Source organism: Ruegeria sp. AF3 (assembly GCF_056536285.1).
This window is the reverse complement of the sequence record NZ_JBQFJM010000001.1, coordinates 1,869,683-1,892,155: the sequence shown is the minus strand read 5'-3', so window position 1 is coordinate 1,892,155 and position 22,473 is coordinate 1,869,683. Positions and strand designations below refer to the sequence as shown.

At 59.9% G+C, this 22,473-nt stretch carries 13 protein-coding genes; 7 read left to right on the top strand and 6 right to left on the bottom strand.

From position 1 onward, the window contains the following. The first annotated feature begins 111 nt into the window (after positions 1 to 111). From ACR3FC_RS09520 to yaaA, 3 genes are all read left to right on the top strand, one after another. Complete coding sequence (locus tag ACR3FC_RS09520) at positions 112 to 399, top strand: YggT family protein (protein ID WP_170382138.1); 288 nt, start codon at positions 112 to 114, stop codon at positions 397 to 399. Positions 400 to 477: 78 nt separating this feature from the next. Further along, on the top strand, positions 478 to 2,517 hold the full coding sequence (recQ, locus tag ACR3FC_RS09515; RefSeq protein ID WP_480474494.1) for a DNA helicase RecQ: 2,040 nt from the start codon (positions 478 to 480) through the stop codon (positions 2,515 to 2,517). Positions 2,518 to 2,549: 32 nt separating this feature from the next. Next, positions 2,550 to 3,320, top strand: a complete 771-nt coding sequence (gene yaaA / locus ACR3FC_RS09510; RefSeq protein WP_480474492.1) for a peroxide stress protein YaaA — start codon at positions 2,550 to 2,552, stop codon at positions 3,318 to 3,320. Between the two features lie 47 nt (positions 3,321 to 3,367). Here yaaA and ACR3FC_RS09505 read toward each other — a convergent pair whose 3' ends face one another. Next, positions 3,368 to 5,626: a response regulator gene (locus ACR3FC_RS09505; protein WP_480474490.1), complete on the bottom strand. Its 2,259-nt coding sequence runs from the start codon at positions 5,624 to 5,626 to the stop codon at positions 3,368 to 3,370. Positions 5,627 to 5,741: 115 nt separating this feature from the next. Between ACR3FC_RS09505 and ACR3FC_RS09500 the strand changes: the two genes are divergently transcribed. Together ACR3FC_RS09500 and pbpC are read left to right on the top strand one after the other, a co-directional pair. Further along, complete coding sequence (locus ACR3FC_RS09500) at positions 5,742 to 11,168, top strand: alpha-2-macroglobulin family protein (protein ID WP_480474488.1); 5,427 nt, start codon at positions 5,742 to 5,744, stop codon at positions 11,166 to 11,168. 36 nt (positions 11,169 to 11,204) lie between these two features. After that, entirely contained in the window at positions 11,205 to 13,262 is a 2,058-nt protein-coding gene (pbpC, locus tag ACR3FC_RS09495) for a penicillin-binding protein 1C (protein ID WP_480474487.1), read from the top strand. A gap of 20 nt (positions 13,263 to 13,282) precedes the next feature. Here the strand turns inward: pbpC and ACR3FC_RS09490 are convergent, their stop codons facing one another. From ACR3FC_RS09490 to ACR3FC_RS09475, 4 genes are read right to left on the bottom strand one after another with little or no spacing between them, the layout of a single operon-like run. Beyond that, positions 13,283 to 15,325 carry a hypothetical protein gene (locus ACR3FC_RS09490; RefSeq protein ID WP_480474486.1) on the bottom strand — a complete coding sequence of 681 codons (2,043 nt, stop codon included), beginning with the start codon at positions 15,323 to 15,325 and terminating at the stop codon, positions 13,283 to 13,285. Beyond that, positions 15,322 to 18,084: a DUF4159 domain-containing protein gene (locus ACR3FC_RS09485; protein ID WP_480474485.1), complete on the bottom strand. Its 2,763-nt coding sequence runs from the start codon at positions 18,082 to 18,084 to the stop codon at positions 15,322 to 15,324. The genes ACR3FC_RS09490 and ACR3FC_RS09485 overlap by 4 nt, the downstream gene beginning before the upstream one ends. After that, a complete protein-coding gene (locus ACR3FC_RS09480) occupies positions 18,081 to 18,956 on the bottom strand; it encodes a DUF58 domain-containing protein (RefSeq protein WP_480474484.1) in 876 nt (291 codons plus the stop codon). Before ACR3FC_RS09480 ends, ACR3FC_RS09485 begins: the two co-directional genes overlap by 4 nt. Next, positions 18,953 to 19,960 (bottom strand): AAA family ATPase, encoded by a 1,008-nt coding sequence (locus ACR3FC_RS09475; protein ID WP_480474483.1) that lies wholly within the window; start codon positions 19,958 to 19,960, stop codon positions 18,953 to 18,955. The genes ACR3FC_RS09480 and ACR3FC_RS09475 overlap by 4 nt, the downstream gene beginning before the upstream one ends. Before the next feature lie 64 nt (positions 19,961 to 20,024). Between ACR3FC_RS09475 and ACR3FC_RS09470 the strand changes: the two genes are divergently transcribed. Further along, positions 20,025 to 20,600 carry a DUF1285 domain-containing protein gene (locus ACR3FC_RS09470; protein ID WP_480474482.1) on the top strand — a complete coding sequence of 192 codons (576 nt, stop codon included), beginning with the start codon at positions 20,025 to 20,027 and terminating at the stop codon, positions 20,598 to 20,600. Here ACR3FC_RS09470 and ACR3FC_RS09465 read toward each other — a convergent pair. Continuing rightward, complete coding sequence (locus ACR3FC_RS09465) at positions 20,583 to 21,437, bottom strand: DMT family transporter (protein ID WP_480474480.1); 855 nt, start codon at positions 21,435 to 21,437, stop codon at positions 20,583 to 20,585. The genes ACR3FC_RS09470 and ACR3FC_RS09465 overlap by 18 nt on opposite strands. A gap of 268 nt (positions 21,438 to 21,705) precedes the next feature. On the opposite strand from ACR3FC_RS09465, the gene ACR3FC_RS09460 reads away from it, so the two are divergent. Continuing rightward, entirely contained in the window at positions 21,706 to 22,461 is a 756-nt protein-coding gene (locus ACR3FC_RS09460) for a hydroxypyruvate isomerase family protein (protein ID WP_480474478.1), read from the top strand. The last annotated feature ends 12 nt before the right edge of the window (positions 22,462 to 22,473 follow it).

Sequence of the window (22,473 nt, the reverse complement as noted above, 5' to 3'; positions counted from 1 at the left end):
GTTGCGGTCATAAAACGGGGCTTTGGGGCAATTCGCAAGCGCAGAGTTCAGCCTACTTGCTCTTTGCTGAAAGGGTGCTTAGGTCTCGTCCAACAAGAAAACGGAGACCCCATGCTGTCGCTGATCCAAATCCTGCTGCTGATTCTGGACATTGTCTGGTTCATCATTCTGGCCCATGTGATCATGAGCTGGCTGATCAACTTTCAGGTGCTCAACCTGCACCAACAACTGGTCGCACAAATCTGGTACGGGTTAAATCGCATTTTAGAGCCTATTTACGGGCCGATCCGCCGCGTTCTACCTAATATGGGTGGGTTGGATTTGACCCCGCTGGTGGTGCTGATCGGCGTCTATGCCTTGCGGATCATCCTAATCAACAACGCGCCCTATTTCTACTGACCACTTGTTCACTGAATCTTAGTATGTGATTGTCCTGTCTTAAGAGCAGATAAACCTTAAAACAGGGCGCCCCCGCATATGTTCGACGCCGCACCCCTGCTGCGAGATGTCTTTGGATTCGACGCCTTCCGCCCTGGGCAGGAAGAGATTGTCGACGCCGTGAAGGCAGGTGAAAACGTGCTGGCGATCATGCCCACGGGTGGCGGTAAATCCTTATGTTTTCAACTGCCTGCCCTGCTCCGCGACGGGGTGACGGTGGTTATATCTCCACTCATAGCCCTGATGCGCGATCAGGTACGCGGCTTGCAAGAGGCCGGGGTCGAGGCCGGTGCGCTGACATCCGGCAACACGCCCGAGGAAACCGAGGCCGTTTGGGATGCGCTGGAGGACGGGCGGCTGAAGCTGCTTTACATGGCGCCCGAACGTCTGGCTGCCGGGTCTGCGCTTGGGATGCTCCATCGGATCAACGTCAGCCTGATCGCTGTGGACGAAGCCCATTGCGTCAGTCAATGGGGGCATGACTTTCGCCCTGATTACCTGCGGATCGGAGAGTTGCGGCGCGCCCTGAAAGTGCCGCTGGCCGCGTTTACCGCGACGGCGGACGCCGAAACGCAGGATGAGATTGTCGAAAAACTGTTCGATGGCATTGAGCCGCGCAAATTTCTGGGCGGATTTGACCGGCCAAACATTCATCTGGCCTTTGCCGCAAAGGACGGGCCGCGCAAGCAGATCCTTGATTTCGCAGATGCGCGCAAAGGCCAGTCCGGCATCGTTTATTGCGGCACCAGAAACAAAACCGAGGTGATTGCTCAGGCCCTGCGCGCCGAGGGACACTCGGCCTGCTACTATCACGGTGGAATGGACCCCGAAGATCGCCGCATTGTCGAAACCCGTTTCGCGCGTGAGGACGGGTTGATCGTCGTCGCCACAGTGGCTTTTGGCATGGGCATCGACAAACCCGATATCCGTTGGGTCGCCCATGCGGACCTGCCCAAATCGATCGAAGCCTATTATCAGGAAATCGGACGCGCCGGACGCGATGGCGGCCCGGCCGAAACGCTGACCCTGTTCGGCCCCGATGACATTCGCCTGCGGCGTTCACAAATTGACGAGGGTCTAGCGCCGCCCGAGCGCCGCATGGCCGATCATGCGCGCCTGAACGCCTTGCTGGGTCTGGCCGAAGCCTTGGAATGCCGCCGTCAGACATTGTTAGGTTACTTTGGCGAGACCACAGGGCCCTGCGGCAAATGCGATCTGTGCGACAGCCCACCCGAAGTTTTCGACGGCACAACTCCGGTACGTATGGCCCTGTCCGCGATCCTGCGGACCGAGGAGCGGTTCGGTACAGGCCATTTGATCGATATCCTGTTGGGAAACGAGACCGACAAAATCTGCGCCCGCCGCCATGAGGATTTGTCCACCTTTGGCATCGGAAAGGATTGGACGCGCCCGCAATGGCAGGCCATTTTCCGGCAGATGATGGGCCACGATCTGGTCCGCCCCGACCCCGACCGTCACGGCGCATTGCGCATGACCGAGGCGGCAAAACCAATCCTGAAAGGCGAGGCGCAAATCAACTTACGCAAGGATACGTTGCGCAATGCGGTACGTCGGCCTGCGGTCAAGGCAATGGTTTCCGAAGAGGACGCCCCGCTGCTGTCAGCGCTCAAGGCCAAACGCCGTGCCCTGTCTGAAGCTGCACGTGTTCCGGCCTATGTGATCTTTCCCGACCGCACGCTTATCGAGATGGCTGAAAAGCGCCCTGTAACGCTGGACGATATGGCCCGGATCGGCGGTGTTGGCGCCAAAAAGCTGGAGCGCTATGGCGATACGTTCCTTGAAGTAATCGCGGGCGAAGCAAGAAGCGTTCATCCGGCGCGCCGAAAACTGGCTGGACGCAATCAGGGTGAGATTTACGACCGTTTGATGAAAGTTCAGTCTTTGCTGTCGCGCGGTCCGGACGGGATCGACAAGCCCCTGACCTGCTCGGCCTCGCAATTGGCAAAGGTCGCGCAACTGCGCCCAGACGATCCCCGTGGGATTGCGCAGGTGCTGGGTGATCGACGTCACGAAAGGTTTGGCGCCGCTTTTCTGGACGTGCTGCGTGAGGCGGGCTAGATACCCCCGAACAGGCAAGAAAGAGGGCGGATATGCTGATCGTGATTTCCCCGGCCAAACGGCTGGACTGGGCAGAGCGGAATGTCGGGGTAACGCAGCCCGATTTTCAGGAGGATGCGATCCGGCTGTCCAAAACCGCTCGCAACCTGACGCTGGGTGATCTGAAGAAACTGATGGACCTGAGCGACGATCTGGCACGCCTGAACCGCGACCGGTATCGCGCTTTTTCGGATGCACCCGACGCCAAGGTCACACGCCCGGCTGCGCTTGCTTTTGCTGGCGACACATATCAAGGACTTGAAGCTGCATCGCTGGACGAAGACGAGCTGTCATGGGCGCAAGACCACTTGCGCATCCTTTCCGGCCTTTATGGTGTGTTGCGACCACTCGATGCGATACAGCCCTACCGGCTTGAGATGGGCAGCAAACTGAAAACCCGAAGAGGGAAGAACCTTTACGAATACTGGCGCGACCAGCTGAGTAAGGCACTGAATGCACAAGGTGCCGAGATTAACAGCAACATTCTGGTGAATTGTGCCAGTCAGGAGTATTTTGGTGCGGTGGATTTGAAAGCCCTGAATCTGCGCGTCATCACACCGGTCTTCATGGAAGATAAGGGCGGCACCCCAAAGATTGTGAGCTTTTTTGCCAAAAAGGCGCGCGGTGCCATGGCGCGGTATATCATCCAACACCGCTTGACCGACCCTAAGGGACTGCTGGATTTCGACAGTGGCGGCTATGAATACCGCCCTGATCTGTCGGAAGCGGATAAGCCCGTTTTCGTCAGACCTTATGCGGCCTGAAACCCAGGTCACTTGAACTTGCATCCTGATGGCAAACGCCTGAAGTGTCAGCCTGACGAGGTCGGATTCGGGTTTTCGCCCCGCTCACGCCGGATTTTGACACTGGGCATGGTGTCTGCGACCGAGCAGACGCAATCGGGTTGGTGTTGCAGGATCATCTGGTGAATTCGATTCTTGTGTAGCGGTTTGGTCAGGTAGTGGTCCAAGCCGGCTGACAGAATACCCTGATCATCCCCCGCCATGGCATGGGCCGTCAGGGCAACGATAGGAACGTGACGACCGGTTGCAACCTCAAGCCCGCGAATTTCCGCTGTTGCCTGTTTGCCGTCCATCTTCGGCATTGAAATATCCATGAAGATCAGATCTGGCTCGAACGCCTGATAGATCTCAACCGCTTCAATCCCATTCGAGGCAAAGCGAAGATCGATATTCAGATCCTTGACCATCTTCTTCAGGATCAATTGGTTGGTGCGGTTGTCCTCGGCGGCAAGAACCCTCATGCGTCGGGGGTGCGCAGATTCAGAATCTCGCTTTTTAGAGACTGTTTTATCCACATCCAGAGCGCCCCTTTCCAACGATGAGCCGTCGAGTGCCATCAGCCTGCCATACAACTCGGACCGAGGGATGGGTTTCTGCAAGACACCGTCGATCAGGTCACGGGCAGGATGCGCGTGAATCAAACCGGGGCTTGCAGACATCACGACCACCGGAATGTCACCCCACCCGCGATCCCTGAGCGCGACCGCAAGATCCAGCCCATCCATATCCGGCAGATCGTGGTCACAAAGAACCAGATCAATCTGATCATTCATCTGTGACAGCGCCTCGGTCCCCGACGTGCAAACCGTCACCTCAGCCCCCAGTCGCCCAAGCTGTTTGGCAAGAATGGCCCGGTTCACGGCAAGATCTTCGACCAGCAGGACATGTTTCAAACAATCCGCCAGGTTCGGAGGCTCGGGTTGCGGGCCTTCTACCGTGGGCAGTGTCACGCGAAAACCGAAACAGGATCCCTGTTCCGGTTCGCTTTCAACCCAGACCGTGCCGCCCATCAAGGTGATCAGCCGCTTGGTGATGGCAAGGCCAAGCCCGGTGCCTTCAAACTGGCGGTTGCGCTCGTCTTCGACCTGATTGAACTCGCCAAATATGTGGTCGATTTTCTCGGCGTCGATGCCAATTCCGGTGTCTTCAATCGCGATATGGATGTCGCAGATCTGCGCATCCGGGTTGGGCACCCCTGTCACCCGGACCAGCACGTAGCCTTCGGAGGTGAACTTGACGGCATTGCCGACCAGATTGGTCAGAACCTGCCGTATCCGACCAGGATCGCCCACAAAAAGGGTTGGCAAGAACAAGTCGTAATCCACCAGCAATGTCAGCCCCTTATCCCGCACGCTGGGCTGTAGCAGCATCGCAACCTCAAGAATGCAACGTTCAAGATCAAACCGTTCGGGGTGCAAAGTCAGCTTGTCCGCCTCAATCTTGGAATAATCCAGAACGTCGTTGATGATGACCAGCAACGCCTCGCCCGAATTGCGGATCGTGTTGACGTAAAGCCGCTGCTCTTCGTCCAACGGTGTCTCGTCCAGCAATTCGGACATGCCAACGATGCCGTTCATCGGGGTGCGGATTTCATGGCTCATATTGGCCAGAAAGGCCGACTTGGCCCGGTTTGCTGCTTCGGCCCTCTCGCGCGCCGCCTTAAGCTCGATTTCGTGCCGGACCGACGCCGTGATGTTGAGAGCAAGGCTCACCATATCGCCACCGCTGCCGCGCTGGTCGATCAGACGGATATAGTGACCGTTCCAAAGCTGCATAACGATTGGTGGCGGGTTGGCGCGGCTCCAGCGGGCCAGCATTCTGGCCTGCCAGTCTTCCGCGGATTCATCCCCGATATCGACAATACCTTCTGACGTCAGCAAATGCAGAATACGGGGGTATGATATCCCCGGCGCGACTTCGTCCAGGCCTTCAAAAACGCTCAGATACGCGGTGTTTGCGCCGATCAGCCGGTTGTCACCGTCAAAAAAGGCAAATCCGTCCTGAATTGTCTGAATCGAGTGCCACAAGCGGCGTTCGGCAACCTCGATCTTGGCGTTGGCCACGCAGAGGTCGGATTTGACCTTTTCGTTTTCATCCCGAACGGTTTCAACCTCAGCCTGCGTTTCGCCAATTCGTTTGGTCAATGCCATGGCATGTTGACCCAGTTTGCGATTGGCTGCCGAAAGCTCGGCCTGCTTCAGGGCCAGCATTCGTTCAGCTGCCAAGCGCGCGCGCCGTTCCTGTGCCAATTTATGTGCAAGACTCATTGGATTGATTCCAGAACGTTCTGCACCCAGCATCCCGACAGAGGATGAAAAACTGTTTAAGCCGTTGCACAACAGGCGCACGCCATGCAACGCTGTGCCCAAAGAGGAGGGCACCATGCGCCGCTTTGTTTTTATTTCAATAGCTTACGTCATTTCGCTTTTGGTCCTGCCCAGCGCCACCCAGGCGCAAGATGCAGTGCCTGAATTCCGTTACATCACGACGCGGGACGCAGATTTTTATGGCTCGGATCTGGACGCCCTTTTCGATACCGATCTGAAGTCCTGCATTCAGGCCTGTTCCGCCAATACGCGTTGCACCGCGTTCACCTACAACACCCGATCCAATGCCTGTTTTCCAAAAAGCGGTGTAAACCGGCAAGAGGCCTATCAAGGGGCTGTGTCCGCGCAGAAGGTGTCTACCCCAGATCAGACCCAAACATTGGCAAAAACGCGTGCAAATGCGTTGAGTGTACTTGGTACTGCTGACCTGAAGCAGGCCGCAGATCAGGCACGCGATCTGGGCTTTGTTCATATGGCGCAAGGCAACGACCTGCAGGCTGTTCTGGGCGCGGCGCGCAGCGCGAGCAGCCCGCGACAGGCGATGAATTGGACTGGTGTGGCCGTATCGCTCAGTGACGCGCCCGATCTATGGGTGGAATACGCGCGCCTGTTGTTGCAGACAAGCTCTCCGGACTGGAGTGAAAAGCGCGATCTGCGCAACCGTGCGCTGAATGCTGCAACCAATGGCTACTTGCGCGCCGATACTCCCGGCACGCAGATTGCCGCCCTGATGACATTGGCCCGCGCCCTCGAGGAGGTCGAGCGTGGGCGCGATATGATCCCGGTGCTGCGGCTGGCCGAGCAAATCCAACCGCGCGAGGATGTACTGGCCACACTGAATGATGCCATCGGGAAATACGGGTTTCGCGTGGTCGACAGTTCTGTCGAAAGCGACGCCGCCGCGCCGCGGATCTGTGTTGAGTTTTCGGAACCGCTGGTCAAGGCGGGGGTCGACTATGACCCGTTTGTCCAGCGCAACGATGACGGGTTGGTGGTACAGGCTGAGGGCAGGCAGCTGTGCGTTGACGGTGTCGCCCATGGTCAGCGCTATCGCCTGACGCTACGCGAAGGCTTGCCTTCCGCCTCGGGCGAGGCGCTGAACCGCAATGTTGAGCTTACTCATTACGTGCGCGACCGGGCGCCTTCGGTCCGGTTTCCCGGGCGCAGCTACGTTTTGCCGAAATCCGCTGACGCCGCTTTGCCTGTTGAAACAGTCAACGTCACCGAGCTGGATTTGATCCTGCGGAGGGTCAGCGACCGGAACCTGTTGCGCGCGGTTCAGCAGGATTTCTTCGGCCGCCCACTCAGTGAATGGCAGGAAGCAGAATTTTCCGATGAAATTGCCCAGGATATCTGGACCGGCACCGCCGAAGTGGCCAACGAACTGAATCAGACCATGACTGCGCGCCTGCCCATGGCAGAAGCGATCGCGGATCAGCCCGCTGGCATCTATGCGCTGACCGCCCGTGTTCCGGGGGCCGATCCCTATGACGACCCGGGCGCGACGCAATGGTTTGTTCTGTCCGATCTTGGGATCAGCAGCGTGCTTGGCACTGACGGGCTGCACGTCACGGTGCGCGGGCTGAGCGACGCGGCTCCCCGTGAAGGTGTCGAGGTTTCACTGGTCACAAGCGCAAATGCGGTCATCGCCCAAGCGCGGACGGATGAATCAGGTTATGTCCGGTTCGACCCCGGTCTGACGCGCGGCAAGGGGGCCAGCGCGCCCGCACTGGTGATGGCTTCGACCGGGGACAGCGATTTCAGCTTTCTATCCCTGACCGATCCTGCTTTTGACCTGTCAGATCGCGGTGTTGAAGGGCGTGCGCCCGCGGGGCCGGTCGATGTTTTTCTAGCCACGGATCGCGGCGCTTACCGGGCCGGAGAGGTGATCCACCTCACCGCCCTGTCGCGCGATGGTGAGGCGCAGGCTATCGAGGGTCTGCCCCTAACCGCAATTCTGTATCGCCCTGACGGCGTGGAATACCGCCGAACCGTCTCGGATGGCGGCGTCGCCGGGGGGCATATCTTTCGTCTGCCTGTTGCGGCAGATGCACCACGCGGCGCTTGGCGGATCGAGATCAGATCAGATCCCAAAGGCGATGCGCTGGCGCGACAAACAGTGCTGGTAGAAGACTTCCTGCCGGAACGTATAGATTTTGAGCTGAACCTGCCGGACGCGCCCCTGCGTCCCGGCGACAGCCCACCGCTTTCGATCGACGCGCGCTATCTGTTTGGTGCGCCGGGGTCCGACCTGAGCATCGACGGTCAGGTTATCGGACGCCCGGCGGACACAGTGTCAGGCTACGAGGGGTATCGCTTTGGCCGCTATGACGCCGAGACATCGATCAAAAGCACCTATTTCGGTGACACGCGCACAGACGCAAACGGCAAAGCATCCATAGCTGTTGAAATCCCTGCATTAGAGACGGAAGGGCAGCCAATTGAAGCCGAGGTTATTGCGCGACTGGCCGATGGCTCGGGCCGCCCTGTTGAACGTCGCCTGAGCGTTCCTGTCCTGCCGTCGCAACCTGTGATCGGTGTCAAACCCATGTTCGAGGACGTAATCCCCGAAGGTACCGAGGCCACGTTTCAGATCATCGGCCTTGCACCCGACCTGACCCCCAGCCCGATGCGCCTGCGCTGGACGCTGAACAAGATCGAAACGCGGTATCAATGGTATCAGCTTTACGGAAACTGGAATTGGGAACCGACAACCCGACGCACTCGAGTTGCCACCGGAGAGATTGACGCCGCCACTGATCCTTTGACGTTGTCCCAGCCCGTGGACTGGGGCCGTTATGAACTGGTGGTCCAACGTATTGATGGCACCTTTACGGAAACCGCTGTCGATTTCCACGCAGGTTGGTATCAGGCCGCAGATGCTTTGACCACGCCTGACCGGCTTGAGATGTCGCTGGATCGCGACAGCTATCGGGCCGGGGAAACCGCACAACTGCGCATCGTTTCGCGCATGGCAGGTATCACCCAGGTCGAGGTGCTGTCGAACCGCCTGATCCATCGCCAAATGGTTGCCGTGCCGGAAGGCGAGACAGTTATCCCGATAGAGGTGACAGAAGATTGGGGTGCAGGTGCCTATGTCACGGCCACAGTGATCCGACCAATGGATGTTGCCGCCGGTCAGAACCCGGCACGCGCCATGGGCGTCGCCTATGCCGCCATTGATCCTGCGGATCGCACGCTGTCGGTTGCCATTGAGGTGCCCGAGGTTACCTCACCCCGTTATACACAGAAGGCCCTTGTTAGGGTCGAAAATGTTACAAGCGATGATCCAGTCTGGCTGACCCTTGCTGCTGTGGATGTGGGCATCCTCAACCTGACGGGGTTCGAAAGCCCAAGCCCGCAAGCGTACTATTTCGGGCAACGTCGGCTGGGTGTGGACCTGCGTGATGTTTACGGGCGGCTGATCAACGGCATGAACGGAACGATGGGTACGGTTCGCTCTGGCGGCGACAATGACAACGGGATGCGCCGCCAATCCCCGCCACCGACGCAAGATCTGATGGCGGTGTTCAGCGGCCCGGTTCAGGTCGGTGCGGATGGCGCGGTTGAGGTCGACATCCCCCTGCCCGCCTTCAATGGTACGGTCCGACTGATGGCCGTCGCGTGGTCACAAAAAGCCGTCGGTCAGGCCGAAGCTGACATGATCGTCCGCGATCCGGTGGTGGTTACTGCCAGTCTGCCGCGGTTTCTGGCCCCCGGCGATCAAAGTCGGATGCGGCTTGAGATTGTCCATGCGGATGGCGCATCCGGAGACATGGCGCTTGGCCTGACCACCACCAGTGGGCTGGAACTGGGCCCGGTACCGGCAAGCTTTCTGCTGGAGGATGGTGGCAAAGCGGTGTTCGACATCCCTGTAACGGCCCATGTTATTGGCGATCCAGAGATCAGCGTTTCCATCACCACGCCAGACGGGCGCGATCTGTCGCAAACCCTGCGGATGCCGGTGCGGGCCAATGATCCCGTGATTGCCCGGACACGGCGCTTTGCGCTGGGTGCGGGCGACAGCTTTTTGTTTTCGCAGGATGTTTTTGATGGGTTTCAACCCGGCTCGGCCAAGGCCATCCTGTCCGCCGGAGCACTGGCAAAGTTCGATATGCCCGGCCTGCTGGATCAGTTGAACCGTTACCCTTATGGCTGCACCGAGCAGATCACAAGCAAGGCGCTGCCGCTGCTTTACCTGTCATCTGTTGCGCAGGCCTCGGGGCTGGGCAATGGCCCGGAGGTGAATCAACGCATCACGGAATCAATCCGAAGCATCCTGACTCGTCAGGCTGCAAACGGTGCCTTTGGCCTGTGGCGTGCAGGCAGCGGTGATTTCTGGCTGGACGCCTATGTGACCGATTTCCTGTCACGCGCCCGCGTGCAGGGACACCCGGTGCCGGATCGGGCTTTTGCGCAGGCCATGGATAACCTGCGCAATCGGGTCAATTATGCGCCGGATTTTGACGAAGGTGGTCAGGATATCGCTTATGCCCTGATGGTTCTGGCGCGGGAAGGCGCGGCGGCGATGGGCGATCTGCGCTATTATGCGGATGTCAAAGGGGATGCTTTCGACACGCCGTTGGCTGCAGCGCAACTGGGCGCTGCGCTGGCCTCGTACGGGGACCAGACCCGCGCAGACGCGATGTTCGTCCGTGCGGCGCGGATGCTGCAACAGGTGCCGAACGATCAGGAAAACCACTGGCGCGCGGATTACGGCACCCGCCTGCGGGATGCGGCGGGCCTGCTGACTCTGGCGGTAGATGCGGGCAGCGAGGCGATTGACCGCAACGCATTGATCCAACGGGTAAGCACGGGCCGCACTCCCCTGTCCACGCAAGAGGCCACATGGTCCCTGCTGGCGGCGCACGCGCTGGTGTCTGATCCGTCCGGCTCCGGTTTGACGGTCAATGGCGTGTCAGTATCCGGCCCCTTTGTTCAGGTTCTGCAATCCGGGCAGGCGGAAGAGGTCAACATCACTGCGACCGACGGTCAGGCAACCGATATCACCCTGACGGTGACCGGAATTCCCGAAGATCCGCCTGGGGCCGGTGGCACCGGCTATGCAATCGAACGGCAGTATTATTCGATGGACGGCGATCTGATTGACGCGGGCCGATTTGCCGTGGGGGACCGGTTCGTCACGGTTCTGACGGTCACGCCGTTTGAAAGCGGTGGGGCGCGTCTGATGGTAGACGATCCTCTTGCCGCCGGGATCGAGATTGACAACCCGAACCTGCTGCGATCGGGCGATGTACGGTCGCTGGACTGGTTGAATCTGTCTGATGCCACGCATACCGAGTTCCGATCGGACAGGTTCCTGGCTGCGGTTGACCTGTCGGGGCGCCAGACCGTGACGCTGGCTTACGTCGCCCGTGCCGTCACACCGGGCGTGTTCCACCATCCGGCGGCCTCGGTCGAAGATATGTATCGCCCCCAGAACCGCGCACGAACGGCGACGGGACGGGTCGAGGTGCAGTGACCGGCCATCGTTCATATCCTTGTTTGGGCGGCGCTCATGCCTAGGGTGCCGCGCCTGTTATTTGCGTTGGCCGGCGCTCTCTATCTGGCGGCATTGGCGCGGGATGGCGTTGACCGCTGGGTCGACGCCACAGTGCTGCCGCCTGTTCTGACTGAAACTTCGGTCGAGATACGGGATCGTAACGGTGACCTCCTGCGCGTGTTTCCGGTTGCAGATGGCATCTGGAGGCTGCAACCCGGTGCGGTCGATCCCAATTTCACCACCATGCTGATCCGGTACGAAGATAAACGTTTCTGGACCCACGCGGGCGTGGACCCTGTCGCATTGCTGCGCGCAGCCGGGCAAAGCCTTTGGAATGGGCGCGCGGTTTCAGGCGGTTCAACCCTGACCATGCAGGTCGCGCGGCTGATTGAAGATGGATCGACCGGACGCTGGAGTGGAAAATTTCGACAGATTAGGGTCGCATTGGCGTTAGAGCGGCAGCTGAGCAAGACACAGATCCTGAACCTCTACCTGACCCATGCCCCCTATGGCGGCAATCTGGAAGGTATCCGTGCCGGTGCCCGCGCATGGTTCGGCAAAGAAGCGACCCGGTTGACTGCCGCACAGGCGGCCCTACTGATCGCTTTGCCGCAATCCCCGGAAGCGCGACGCCCGGATCGCAGACCCGAGGCAGCCCAAATTGCCCGAGATCGGATTTTGCACAGATTGGAGCGCCACGGCGTATTGACCAAGGCTGAGATGCACGCAGCCCTGACGGAAACCATTCCTGATCGAATGATCCCGTTTCCGCGCCTTGCACCCCATCTGACCGACCGCGTGAAAGGCCAAACCCTTGCAAACGGTGTATTTGATCTGACCCTGGATGCAGGGGTGCAAGCCCGGTTGGAAACTTTGGTCGCTCGGGCCGCGGCGCGCATAGGGCCGCGCGTGTCCGGAGCCCTGATCGTAGCAGATCATCGCGACGGCAAGATTTTGGCCTCGGTCGGGTCAGCCGGGTATCAGGATGCACGACAAGGGTTCGTGGATATGACCCAAGCCGTGCGGTCGCCCGGATCGACGCTGAAACCTCTGGTTTACGGGCTGGCATTCGATCAGGGGTTGGCCCATCCGGAAACCCTGATCAGCGACAGCCCGGTGATGTTCGGGCGTTACGCCCCGCGAAACTTCGATGGCGTTTTCCGGGGCGATGTAAGGGTTCGGGACGCGTTGCAATTGTCGCTGAATATCCCTGTCGTGCGCCTGACACACGAGCTGGGCCCTGCGCGCGTGATGGCGGCATTGCGGACAGCAGGATCAGAACCGCGCCTGAGCAGTGGTACACCCGGATTGGCAATATCCTTGGGTGGTGTCGGGCTGAGCCTGCATGATCTTGTACAGATCTACGTGACGCTGGCCGCTGGTGGGCAAGGCCCGATCCTGCGCCATGACGCTCTGGCTGATGCACGGCTCACCTCTCGTGTTTTGTCCGAAACCTCGGCATGGCAGATTGCGGATGTCCTATCCGGGATCACACCACCCACGGGCAGCACTTCAGGGACGCTGGCCTTCAAAACGGGGACCTCTTATGGGCACCGCGATGCCTGGGCCATTGGCTTTGACGGGCAACATGTCATCGGGGTCTGGCTGGGACGCGCGGATGGCACACCTGTTCCCGGCGCATTCGGAGGGGACGTTGCCGCGCCGCTTCTGACCGAGGCTTTTGGCCTGTTGAAACCCGAACTCACGCCCTTGCGCCCACCACCGCCATCAACACTGTTGGTTGGCGCAGCACAATTGCCGCAACCGTTGCAACGTTTCCGGCCCCGCGCGGCGGCTTTCGAAACGGACCAAACCGCACCTGATCTGTTGTTTCCACCGGAAAACGCTCTGTTAGAGACTTTCGGTAGCCCTCTGACAGTGAAACTACGCGGTGGTGTCGGGCCGTTTTCTGTTCTGACTAACGGCGTGCCTGTATTGACCGGGCAACGGCAGCGAGAATTCGAAATTCCCAATCCCGGACCCGGATTTACCTCGCTTGTTGTGGTGGATGCACAGGGCCAATCCGACCGGGCCTCGTTCCGGATCGACCAGAGCGCGCCCGGTTCCCGTTAAAAAACAGCAACGGGCCAGCGTTAACGCCGCCCTTCCCGCAGCCAACCGCCTAGCAGGAACCCCCCAGCCAGCAGCAAGACAAGCCAGGGTGGCAGCAACCCGGCCTGCGTGACATCCCGCGTTTCATACGCGTTGCGTGGGGTCAGACCGATCCAGCCCCGACCGGCGGCGGGGCGTCCGGCGCGCACGTTGCGGATCGATGGCATCCCATCTTCCAGCCGGATCACACCGCCCCGCAACCCGGCCAGCACCGGTTCGAGGACATCACCTGTCGCGATGGTACGCTCGAACTCTTTCGGTGCAGCAGGGCCAAGGCCGATCACAGCCATGTGGTCACCTTCCTGCAAGCGATAAAGGCCGATCTCAGGGCCGTAATACTGCGCTTCAAACCGACCCGGAGAAACCTCTTTCAAAGTAATCTCCAACGTCTCGCCATTCGGCAAGGTGACTGTTACAGGGCCGACCTCTGTCCCAAGCGTCTGACGAATGATGCGCATGGACTGACCGTTGGCCTCGGCCCACAACGCTTCTTCTTCCAGTTCCGGTTCTTTCATCATCCAATGGGCCAGCCTGCGCAACAGCTCCAGCTGCGGGCCACCTCCTTCGAAACCGCGACTCCAAAGCCAGGCGTGGTCGGACGCAAGCATCGCAACGCGCCCTTCGCCAACACGGTTCAGGACAAGCAGCGGACGATCCTCGACCCCGGTCATCAGCACGTCGCCCGAGCGGTGTTTCACGTCGATCTGACGCAACCACGCCCCCCAATCCTCGGACTCTCCAAGATTGGTCGTGACCGGGTGACGATGCCCCAGATCACTGACCATCGGCACATATCGTTCCTCGATCACCCGCGCGGTTGGCTGGGCCGGCAGAACTGGCGCCAAGGGAGAGCGGAAGATGCTGTCGGCACCAGCGAAATCGGGACCGGCGGCAACCAGGACCGCGCCGCCTTCGTTGATGTAGCTTGTGACATTGTCCAGATAGATCGCAGGCAGAATCCCGCGCCTCTTGTAGCGGTCAAAGATGATCAGGTCGAAATCGTTGATCTTTTCCAGAAACAACTCACGAGTCGGAAAGGCGATCAGCGACAGCTCGTCCACCGGCACACCGTCCTGCTTTTCAGGCGGGCGCAGGATAGTGAAATGCACCAGATCAACAGAACTGTCAGATTTCAACAAGTTACGCCACGTGCGACCACCCGGATGCGGCTCGCCCGAGACCAACAGCACACGCAGGCGGTCCCTTACGCCGTTCATCTGGATCAGGGCCGTGTTGTTGCGATCAGTCAACTCGCCTTCAGCCTGAGGGACAGAAAACTGGATCACGTTGCGCCCACCATGGGGCAAAGTGACGGGCAGTTCGACATCGCGACCGATTGGAATGCTGAACTGCTCGGGCTCGCCCCCATCCACCGAAATTTCCAACGGCGCAGATGTTGCACCTGCAGGGGCTGCTCCGCTGTCTTCCACGCGCAGGGTCAACGTCACCGATTCACCAATGATGGCGAAAGCAGGGGCGTTTCGAACAATAAGCCTGCGATCCCAGTCGCTTTCTCGCCCGGTTTGCAGCAGGTGCATCGGTGCGGGCAGATCCGGGGCCTGATCGACATCATGCACAATCCCGTCGGACACCACGAGGATACCGGCGATGCGCGCGCGCGGCTCTTCCGCCAGGGCTTCGTTCAGGGCTGCCATGATCTGCGTGCCCTCATCGCCTTCACCATCGCCGACCCGGATGCGTCGCAGTTCTGTATTGTCGCGTGCTTCGATCTCGGCGGCCAGATCTTCTGCGGCCATTGCCGTTTGTACCACCCGGTCTGAAAGCGTCTGGCTGGCGCTTTCATCCTCGAACATCAGAACGATATCTGTCAGCGGTGCACGATCCTCAATCTGGTAGACCGGGCCGGACAGCGCAGCGATGATCACCAGCACCGTCAACCCACGCAAAGCCCATCCCGACAATCCGCGCCACAAGGCCAGCACGACCCCGGCCACGGCAATCATACCCACGACAAGCAGTATCGCCCACGGGATCAGCGGATCAAAGATGACGGTTCCTGTCATTGTCCCAACCTGTCCAGAAGGGCGGGCACGTGAACCTGATCGGATTTGTAGTTCCCCGTCAGCACATGCATCACCAGATTGACACCAAAACGATTGGCCAACTCGCGTTGCCTTTCCCCGGCATAACCGCGCCCGACGGGCAACAGGGCCTGCCCGTTGCGATCCACCGCCCAGGCACCGGCCCAGTCATTGCCGCCAATGACCACCGGCGTCACATTGTCGTTCAGATTGCGGAAGGGCATCCCGTCGATCTGTTCTGCATCCAGCGGCGCGGCTTCGACCCAAACCTCGGTGCCTGAATATCGGCCAGGAAAATCCCGTAAAAGGTAGAACGTGCGTGTCAGAACATGATCACGCGGAATCGGCTCTAATGCGGGTATATTCAGCGGTGTGGCCAGTTGTTGCAGTTTGCGGCCATTTGGGCTGGAGGCACCGAAACCCGCGATATCCGCGTCACGCGTGTCAAACAGGATCATCCCTCCGGACCGCAGATAGGCGTTCAGCTTGACATAGGCTTCGGCCGAAGGTTGCGACTGGTTCGCTGAGATCGGCCAATAAAGCAACGGAAAGTACGCGAGTTCATCCCGTTCCAGATCAACACCGATGGGGTCTGCTGGTTCAACCGATGTCCGATAGAGGAGGGTTTGACCAAGCCCCCGCAACCCGGCTTGCGCAATATCATCTACTTGCGCATCGCCAGTCAGGACATGCGCCAATACCAGTTCGTGGGTCGCAGCCAATGCAAACTCGGTGTCCTCAGGCGTTTGTGCGTGACCTTCGGGTACCAGAAGGAAACCGGCCAGCGCCAAGGCCGTCGTCCGGGCCAGACCCAACCTGCCCGACAAAGCAAGCGATGCAATAACATCGATCGTCAGCAAAATCAGCGCAAGGCTGAGCAACAGACCGCCGAGCGGCATTTCCGTGCTGACCTCCTGCCCTTTGATCGGCACATTTGCGGGCCAGACAACAGGACGCAGCTGAGTTTCTTCTGAGACGACGTTCAACGCCAGCTTCTGCTTGCCACTTTCATAAAGACCCGGGCGCAGTTCCGGCCCAATCTGGCGCGATATCAGCTCAACCCCGTCGACACCGGCCAGGGTTCCGGCATCTGACAATGTGCCAAACCCGTCCATGATCTGTACCGGCTCCCATGTTGTTCCCAGTAACTGAGCCTCTTGCCGTGACTTTGCGGCCGAGGCCACGGCCAGCCGATCCAGCATTTCAACGAACAGGCCCGACAGTGGCAGGCTGGACCATTCTGCATCGGCGGTCACATGGAACAACACCACCTGCCCCAATCCCAGCGCCTTACGTGTCACCAAAGGCGTGCCGTCAGACAGCGAGGCAATCACACGATCCGCCAAGTTAGGGTCTGGTTGCGCCATGACCTGAGTGGAAACGACCACGTCATCAGGGATGTCCAATCCATAGAAAGGCGAGGTTTCGGGGAATGGTGCCAGGGTCTTGGCCTCACCCCAGCTCATCGCGCCGCCGACAGATCGCCCACCGCTGCGCAGCCGCGCAGGCAGCAGGGTGTCTTCGGTGTCACGCCCAAGATCGCTGGCCGCCATACGCGGGCCGGCAAAGCGCAGCAGCAAACCGCCCTGTTCGACCCATTCAATCAGGTCCGCCTTTTCAGGTTCCGACATCTGGGCCACATCTGACAGAACAATGACATCCGGATTGGCGGGCAGAACCTCAGTCAGACCGCCATCGACGAAATCCGCCGTGGGGCTCAGGACCTGAGTCAGATAATGCAGGGGTGACAGCAGCTCCAGACCTTCGCGGTTCAAACTCCCGGCAATCAGCGCGACCTCACGGCGACGCAGGCTGTCATCGGTCAAGGTCACGGTCCCGGCGGACCTTTGGCCCTGGATTTCGAACCGCGTGATCCGGGCGCGGAGTTCGGATGGCAGCGCCAGATCGACCTGCGCCGATGAATCCCCGGCTTCAAGGGTCAGTTCCACAGAATGCAGCACTCGGGCGGTTCCCGCCGGGTCGCGCCCTTGTGCCAATACTGTCACACGTTCCTCGGGGCCGGGGCCTGCGCGCTGCACTGTCACTTTGATCAGCCCATCCTGATAAGCCGCTGGCAGGATCGCCATGGGCCGGGACGCCGCCTGATACACCACGACATCGCCACGAGCCTGCAAGCTGGAGACCAGCGCCGCATGATCCACATAATCCAGCCGGTCACTGAACCAATGGGTGTCAAACCCCCCATCAATCGAATTTATAGCCGCAATGGCCTGTGCGATCTGAGGTTCGGTCGGCTGCCATGGGTTGGGCATCAATCCCGGCAAATGTCCCCGCCAAGCCTCGGCCCCCTGAAAAACGGGTGTTTCCGGTTCGGTCAGGCGCAGGATAGCCACCGTGCGCCCTGCGCGACCGGCCTCGGTCAGTTGCGCATCGATCTGATCCAGCGTGGCCGACCATCGGGTCGCGCCTGCCCAACTGGCGTCCAGCACCATCAGCAGCGGCCCGGACCCGATCTCATCCCGCGACGGGTTCAGAACCGGACCGGCCAGACCTATGATCACCGCTGCAGCTGCCAGCATCCGCAGCAGCAACAGCCACCACGGCGTGCGGTCCGAAACGCTTTCGTCATCCTTCAGGCCCAGCAGCAGCGTCACCGCCGGGAACATCCGGCGGATCGGCGCGGGCGGCACCGCGCGCAGGATCAGCCACAGGATCGGCAGGGTCAGAAGACCCAGCAGCACCCATGGAGCGGTAAAGCCGATGCCTGCCAGAACCGTCATCGCGTTCCCCCGTCCAGCGCACGGTATATCCACAACAGAGCCGCTTGTGCGCTATCGCCCGTGTGATGCAGGCCCAATTGCCAGCCAGTCGCCCGGCAAAGCTGCGTCAGCGCATCCTTACGGTGGGCGAGGCGTTTCAGATAGCGATCCCGCAGCTCTGCGGCCTTGAGCGTTTCGTGTCGGACGGACCCACCGACGCTTTCGAAAATCGTACGTCCACGATAGGGAAATGTCTCTTCTCCCGGATCCAGCACCTGAAGGATCACGCCGCGAACACCACGGTCGGCAGCTTTGGTCAGGGCCAGTTCAACTTCATCCATTGGACCAAGAAAATCCGAAATGAACACGGCACGGGCATGCGGGATCATGGCGCGATGTTCGGGTGGCGCGTAATCCGATTGATCATCCTCGGACCAGGCTTGCGCCAGCCGGATGATCTGTGCATTGCCACGCCGGGGTGGCAAGGTCGTCCCTGTCAGGCCCACACGTTCACCGCCGCGGACCAGCAAGATGGACGTTGCCAGCCCCAATAGCCGGGCGCGATCCGCCTTGGTCGGCAACGATTTGTCGGACGCAAACCGCATCGACGCCCCCTGATCGACCCAAAGCATTACCGATTGCGCGATCTGCCATTCGCGTTCCCGCACATATTGCTGATCTCCACGCGCCGAACGACGGTGGTCGATCATCCGGCGGCTGTCCCCGATCTGCGCAGGGCGGTATTGCCAAAAATCATCCCCCATGCCAGAGCGCCGCCGACCATGGTCTCCCAGCAGAACGGTGCCAGCCAGATGTTCGGCCCGCGCCAAAAGGGGCGGCAGCCGCGATGCCTCGGCCTCGGATCTTTCGCGAAGGGTCAGCGCGGCATTCACGCCGCCGCCTCGGTCCGGATCAACCCGACAGCGGTCGAGTCGATCAGGTCAGCCAGACTGTCACCGCGTGCCCGTGCCGCAAAGTTGAGAGCCATCCGGTGGCTAAGCACCGGGCGCGCCATATCCAGCACATCCTCGGCATTGGGTGCCAGACGCCCCTGCAACATCGCACGTGCCCGAACCGTCATCATCAGCGCCTGCGCAGCGCGTGGACCAGGACCCCACGCGACGGTTTCGGCAACCCGTTCGGATATGCCAGCTTCTTCCGGGCGGAAGGCCCGCACCAGATCAAGGATCAGCTCCACAACCGAGTCCCCGACCGGCATCCGACGCAACAGGACCTGCGCTGCCAGCAGTTCTTCCTTGCTGAAAATCTGGTACGCTTTGTCTTCTTCAACACCGGTCGTGGCCAGCAGAATATCCCGCTCGGTCTGGCGGTCGGGGTATTCTACATCGATCTGCACCAGAAACCGGTCCAGCTGCGCTTCGGGCAGGGGATAGGTGCCTTCCTGTTCGATCGGGTTTTGCGTGGCCAGAACATGGAATGGCACACCAAGGGAACGGTCCTCACCGGCTACTGTCACCGTACGCTCCTGCATCGCTTGCAGCAGCGCGGATTGCGTTCGCGGGCTTGCCCGGTTGATCTCGTCCGCCATCAGCAGCTGACAGAAGATCGGGCCGGGAATGAAACGGAAATGGCGGCTTCCATCGTCGGCCGTATCCAACACCTCGGACCCGAGAATGTCAGCGGGCATCAGGTCGGGCGTAAACTGAATGCGATTGCCATGCAGGCCCATCACGGTCGACAGTGTCTCGACCAACCGTGTCTTACCCAAGCCCGGCAGACCGATCAGAAGCGCGTGACCACCGCACAAAAGCGCAGCCAGAGTCAGGTCCACGACCCTTTCCTGCCCGATGAAGCGGCGGGTGATCGAGGCCTTGGCCTCTTGCAGCTTGTTTTCCAGCGCTTCGATCTCGGCTACGAGGTCGGCAGGTTCGTTCATGACTTTCCCTTCCGTGGACGAATATGATTGAAGTGTATCGCGCTGAGAGGAAATGGCAAAAGCAATGAGCGGACAAAAACCTGTGAAACCCTCGCCCGACGGATTGGCCGCATCGGTAAAAGCCGCCAAAACCCGGGGTTTACCGCCCGTTCACCTGTGGAATCCCCCGTTTTGTGGCGATCTGGACATCCGTGTCGCAAAAGATGGTACATGGAGTTATTTAGGCTCGCCCATCAATCGGTTCGAGCTTGTGAAGCTTTTTTCCTCAATTCTTAAGAAAGAAGACGGGAAATACTATCTGGTCACGCCGGTTGAAAAGGTGGGAATCACTGTCGAAGACGCGCCTTTTATCGCCGTGGATTTCGAGCAAACCGGCGAAGGTCACACGCGGAACCTGACCTTTCGCACACAAGTGGACGACGTCGCTGTTGCAGGGCCCGCGCATCCGATCCGGATTGTTATCGATCCTGAAACAGAAGAACCGTCACCCTACATACTGATCCGCACGAACCTCGAAGCGCGCATAGATCGCAAAAGCTTCTATCGCCTTGTCGAGATTGGTAGCCACTATGAGGGCTGGTTTGGTGTCTGGTCAGGCGGGCAGTTCTTCCCGCTGATCCCTTCAGCCGATTTTGGTTGACCGCGGTGCGCGGTCCTGAGCCAGCACGACGGCCAAAGCGACCACGCCCGCGCCCAGCGCACGGGTCCAGTTCCAGCCCTCCCCCAGCATCAGCATGATCAGCATCACGTAAAACGGGGCAATATTGATGTGAAACGAAGCCAGCGCCACGCCCAGCTTTCCCACAGCCGAGATGAACAACACCTGGCTGAGCCCCAGTGATATCAAGGCATAGATCCCAAGCATCCCCCATTGCTGTCCATCAATGGCCGCGGTTGGCAGCACATCCATGCCCAGCTGGGCCGCCCCAAAACTCAGCACCGCGGCCATGAGCAACCCACCGACGAAGGTAATCGTGCAGCGCCCGATCTGACTAAGCTCCGGGAAGTCGCGCGCAGTGGCCATGCTACCCCAACAAAACAGGCCCGTTGCAAGGATCGCCAGAACCGCACCCAGCCCCAGCTGTTCGGGCGCGGCGGTGCTGGTTGCAATCAATCCACCCAGAACCGACACCAGAACACCCAACGCAAAGGTCCACTTCAGCCGTCGGGTTCCTGCCATCAGTTCCAGTACTGTTGCAAGCAAGGGCGCACAGGATGCAATGATCGCGACCGTCACCGGATCCGTCATTTTCTGCGCGACGATCAGCAAAAACATGGCAAAGCCAAAACCAAAGCCGCCGACAACCATCGCCCGACCCCATCTGGCGCGTAACACTCTGCTTGGACCGTCCAGCAGAATCCAGACCGGAATCAGAACGGCAACCGCCAGCACCAGGCGCGCGGTCAGCAATGCAACAGGGGGCCAGGTTTGCAGCAGAACTTCGGCCGCCGGGAAACCCGCTGCCCAGGTAATCATGGAGGCAACCGCCAACCCATTCCCTGACAACGCAGAGTTTTGACCGCCGGGCAGAGCAGTAGTTGCCCCGCGTACGGGTTCCGGGCTCATCGCCATTGGATTCGAACCTTTTGTTAAGGCGGCACCCGTAATGACGCGCCGCGCTGAGCGGACCCTTGCTGATTCGGTGCAGGCGATCTGGTCGATTTTCGACAATCTGTCGTTTTCGATCCCTTCCCCAAAAATCATCCCTTGGTTATGGTCGGATAACCACAACCGCTGACCGCCTATGCCCAAATTTGCCGCCAACCTTTCGCTTCTGTTTACCGAAATACCTTACCTGGAGCGGTTTCAGGCGGCGGCAGATGCCGGGTTCACCGCAGTCGAGGTTTTGTTTCCCTACGACATCGCCGCGACGGAAACCCGTCGCGCTTTGCTTGCCAGCGGGTTGGAGCTTGTGCTGATCAACGCGCCACCGCCCAACTACACCGGCGGTGCGCCGGGTTACGCAGCGATCCCCGATGGTCAATCGCGGTTCCAGTCGGATATCCGCCGTGTCCTGCGATATGCCGGGGTGCTGCGCCCCGGCCTGATCCACATCATGTCCGGATACGCCACAGGGCCGGATGCATTGAATTGTTTAGTGCAAAACCTGCAATGGGCCGCCGAATTCGCCCCACAGCAAAAATTCACCATCGAACCGCTCAACCCGGTTTCACAGCCCGGGTATTTTTTGAACGATTACGATCTGGCAGCAGATGTGCTCAACCAGGTGGATCGCCCGAATGTCGGCCTGCAATTTGACAGCTTTCACGCTCATATGATCCATGGCGACGCGCTGGCTGTCTGGGACCGCTTTCATCCGCAGGTGGTCCATGCCCAAGTTGGCGCAGCCCCGAATCGCACGGAACCGGGTCGCGGACCAACGGATTTCAAGGCCTTGTTCTCGACCATGGACGCGGTAGGTTATAGCGGCTGGGTCAGCGCGGAATACACACCCACAACACAACGCACCTGCGACACACTTGACTGGATGCGGGACTGACACTGGTAATTT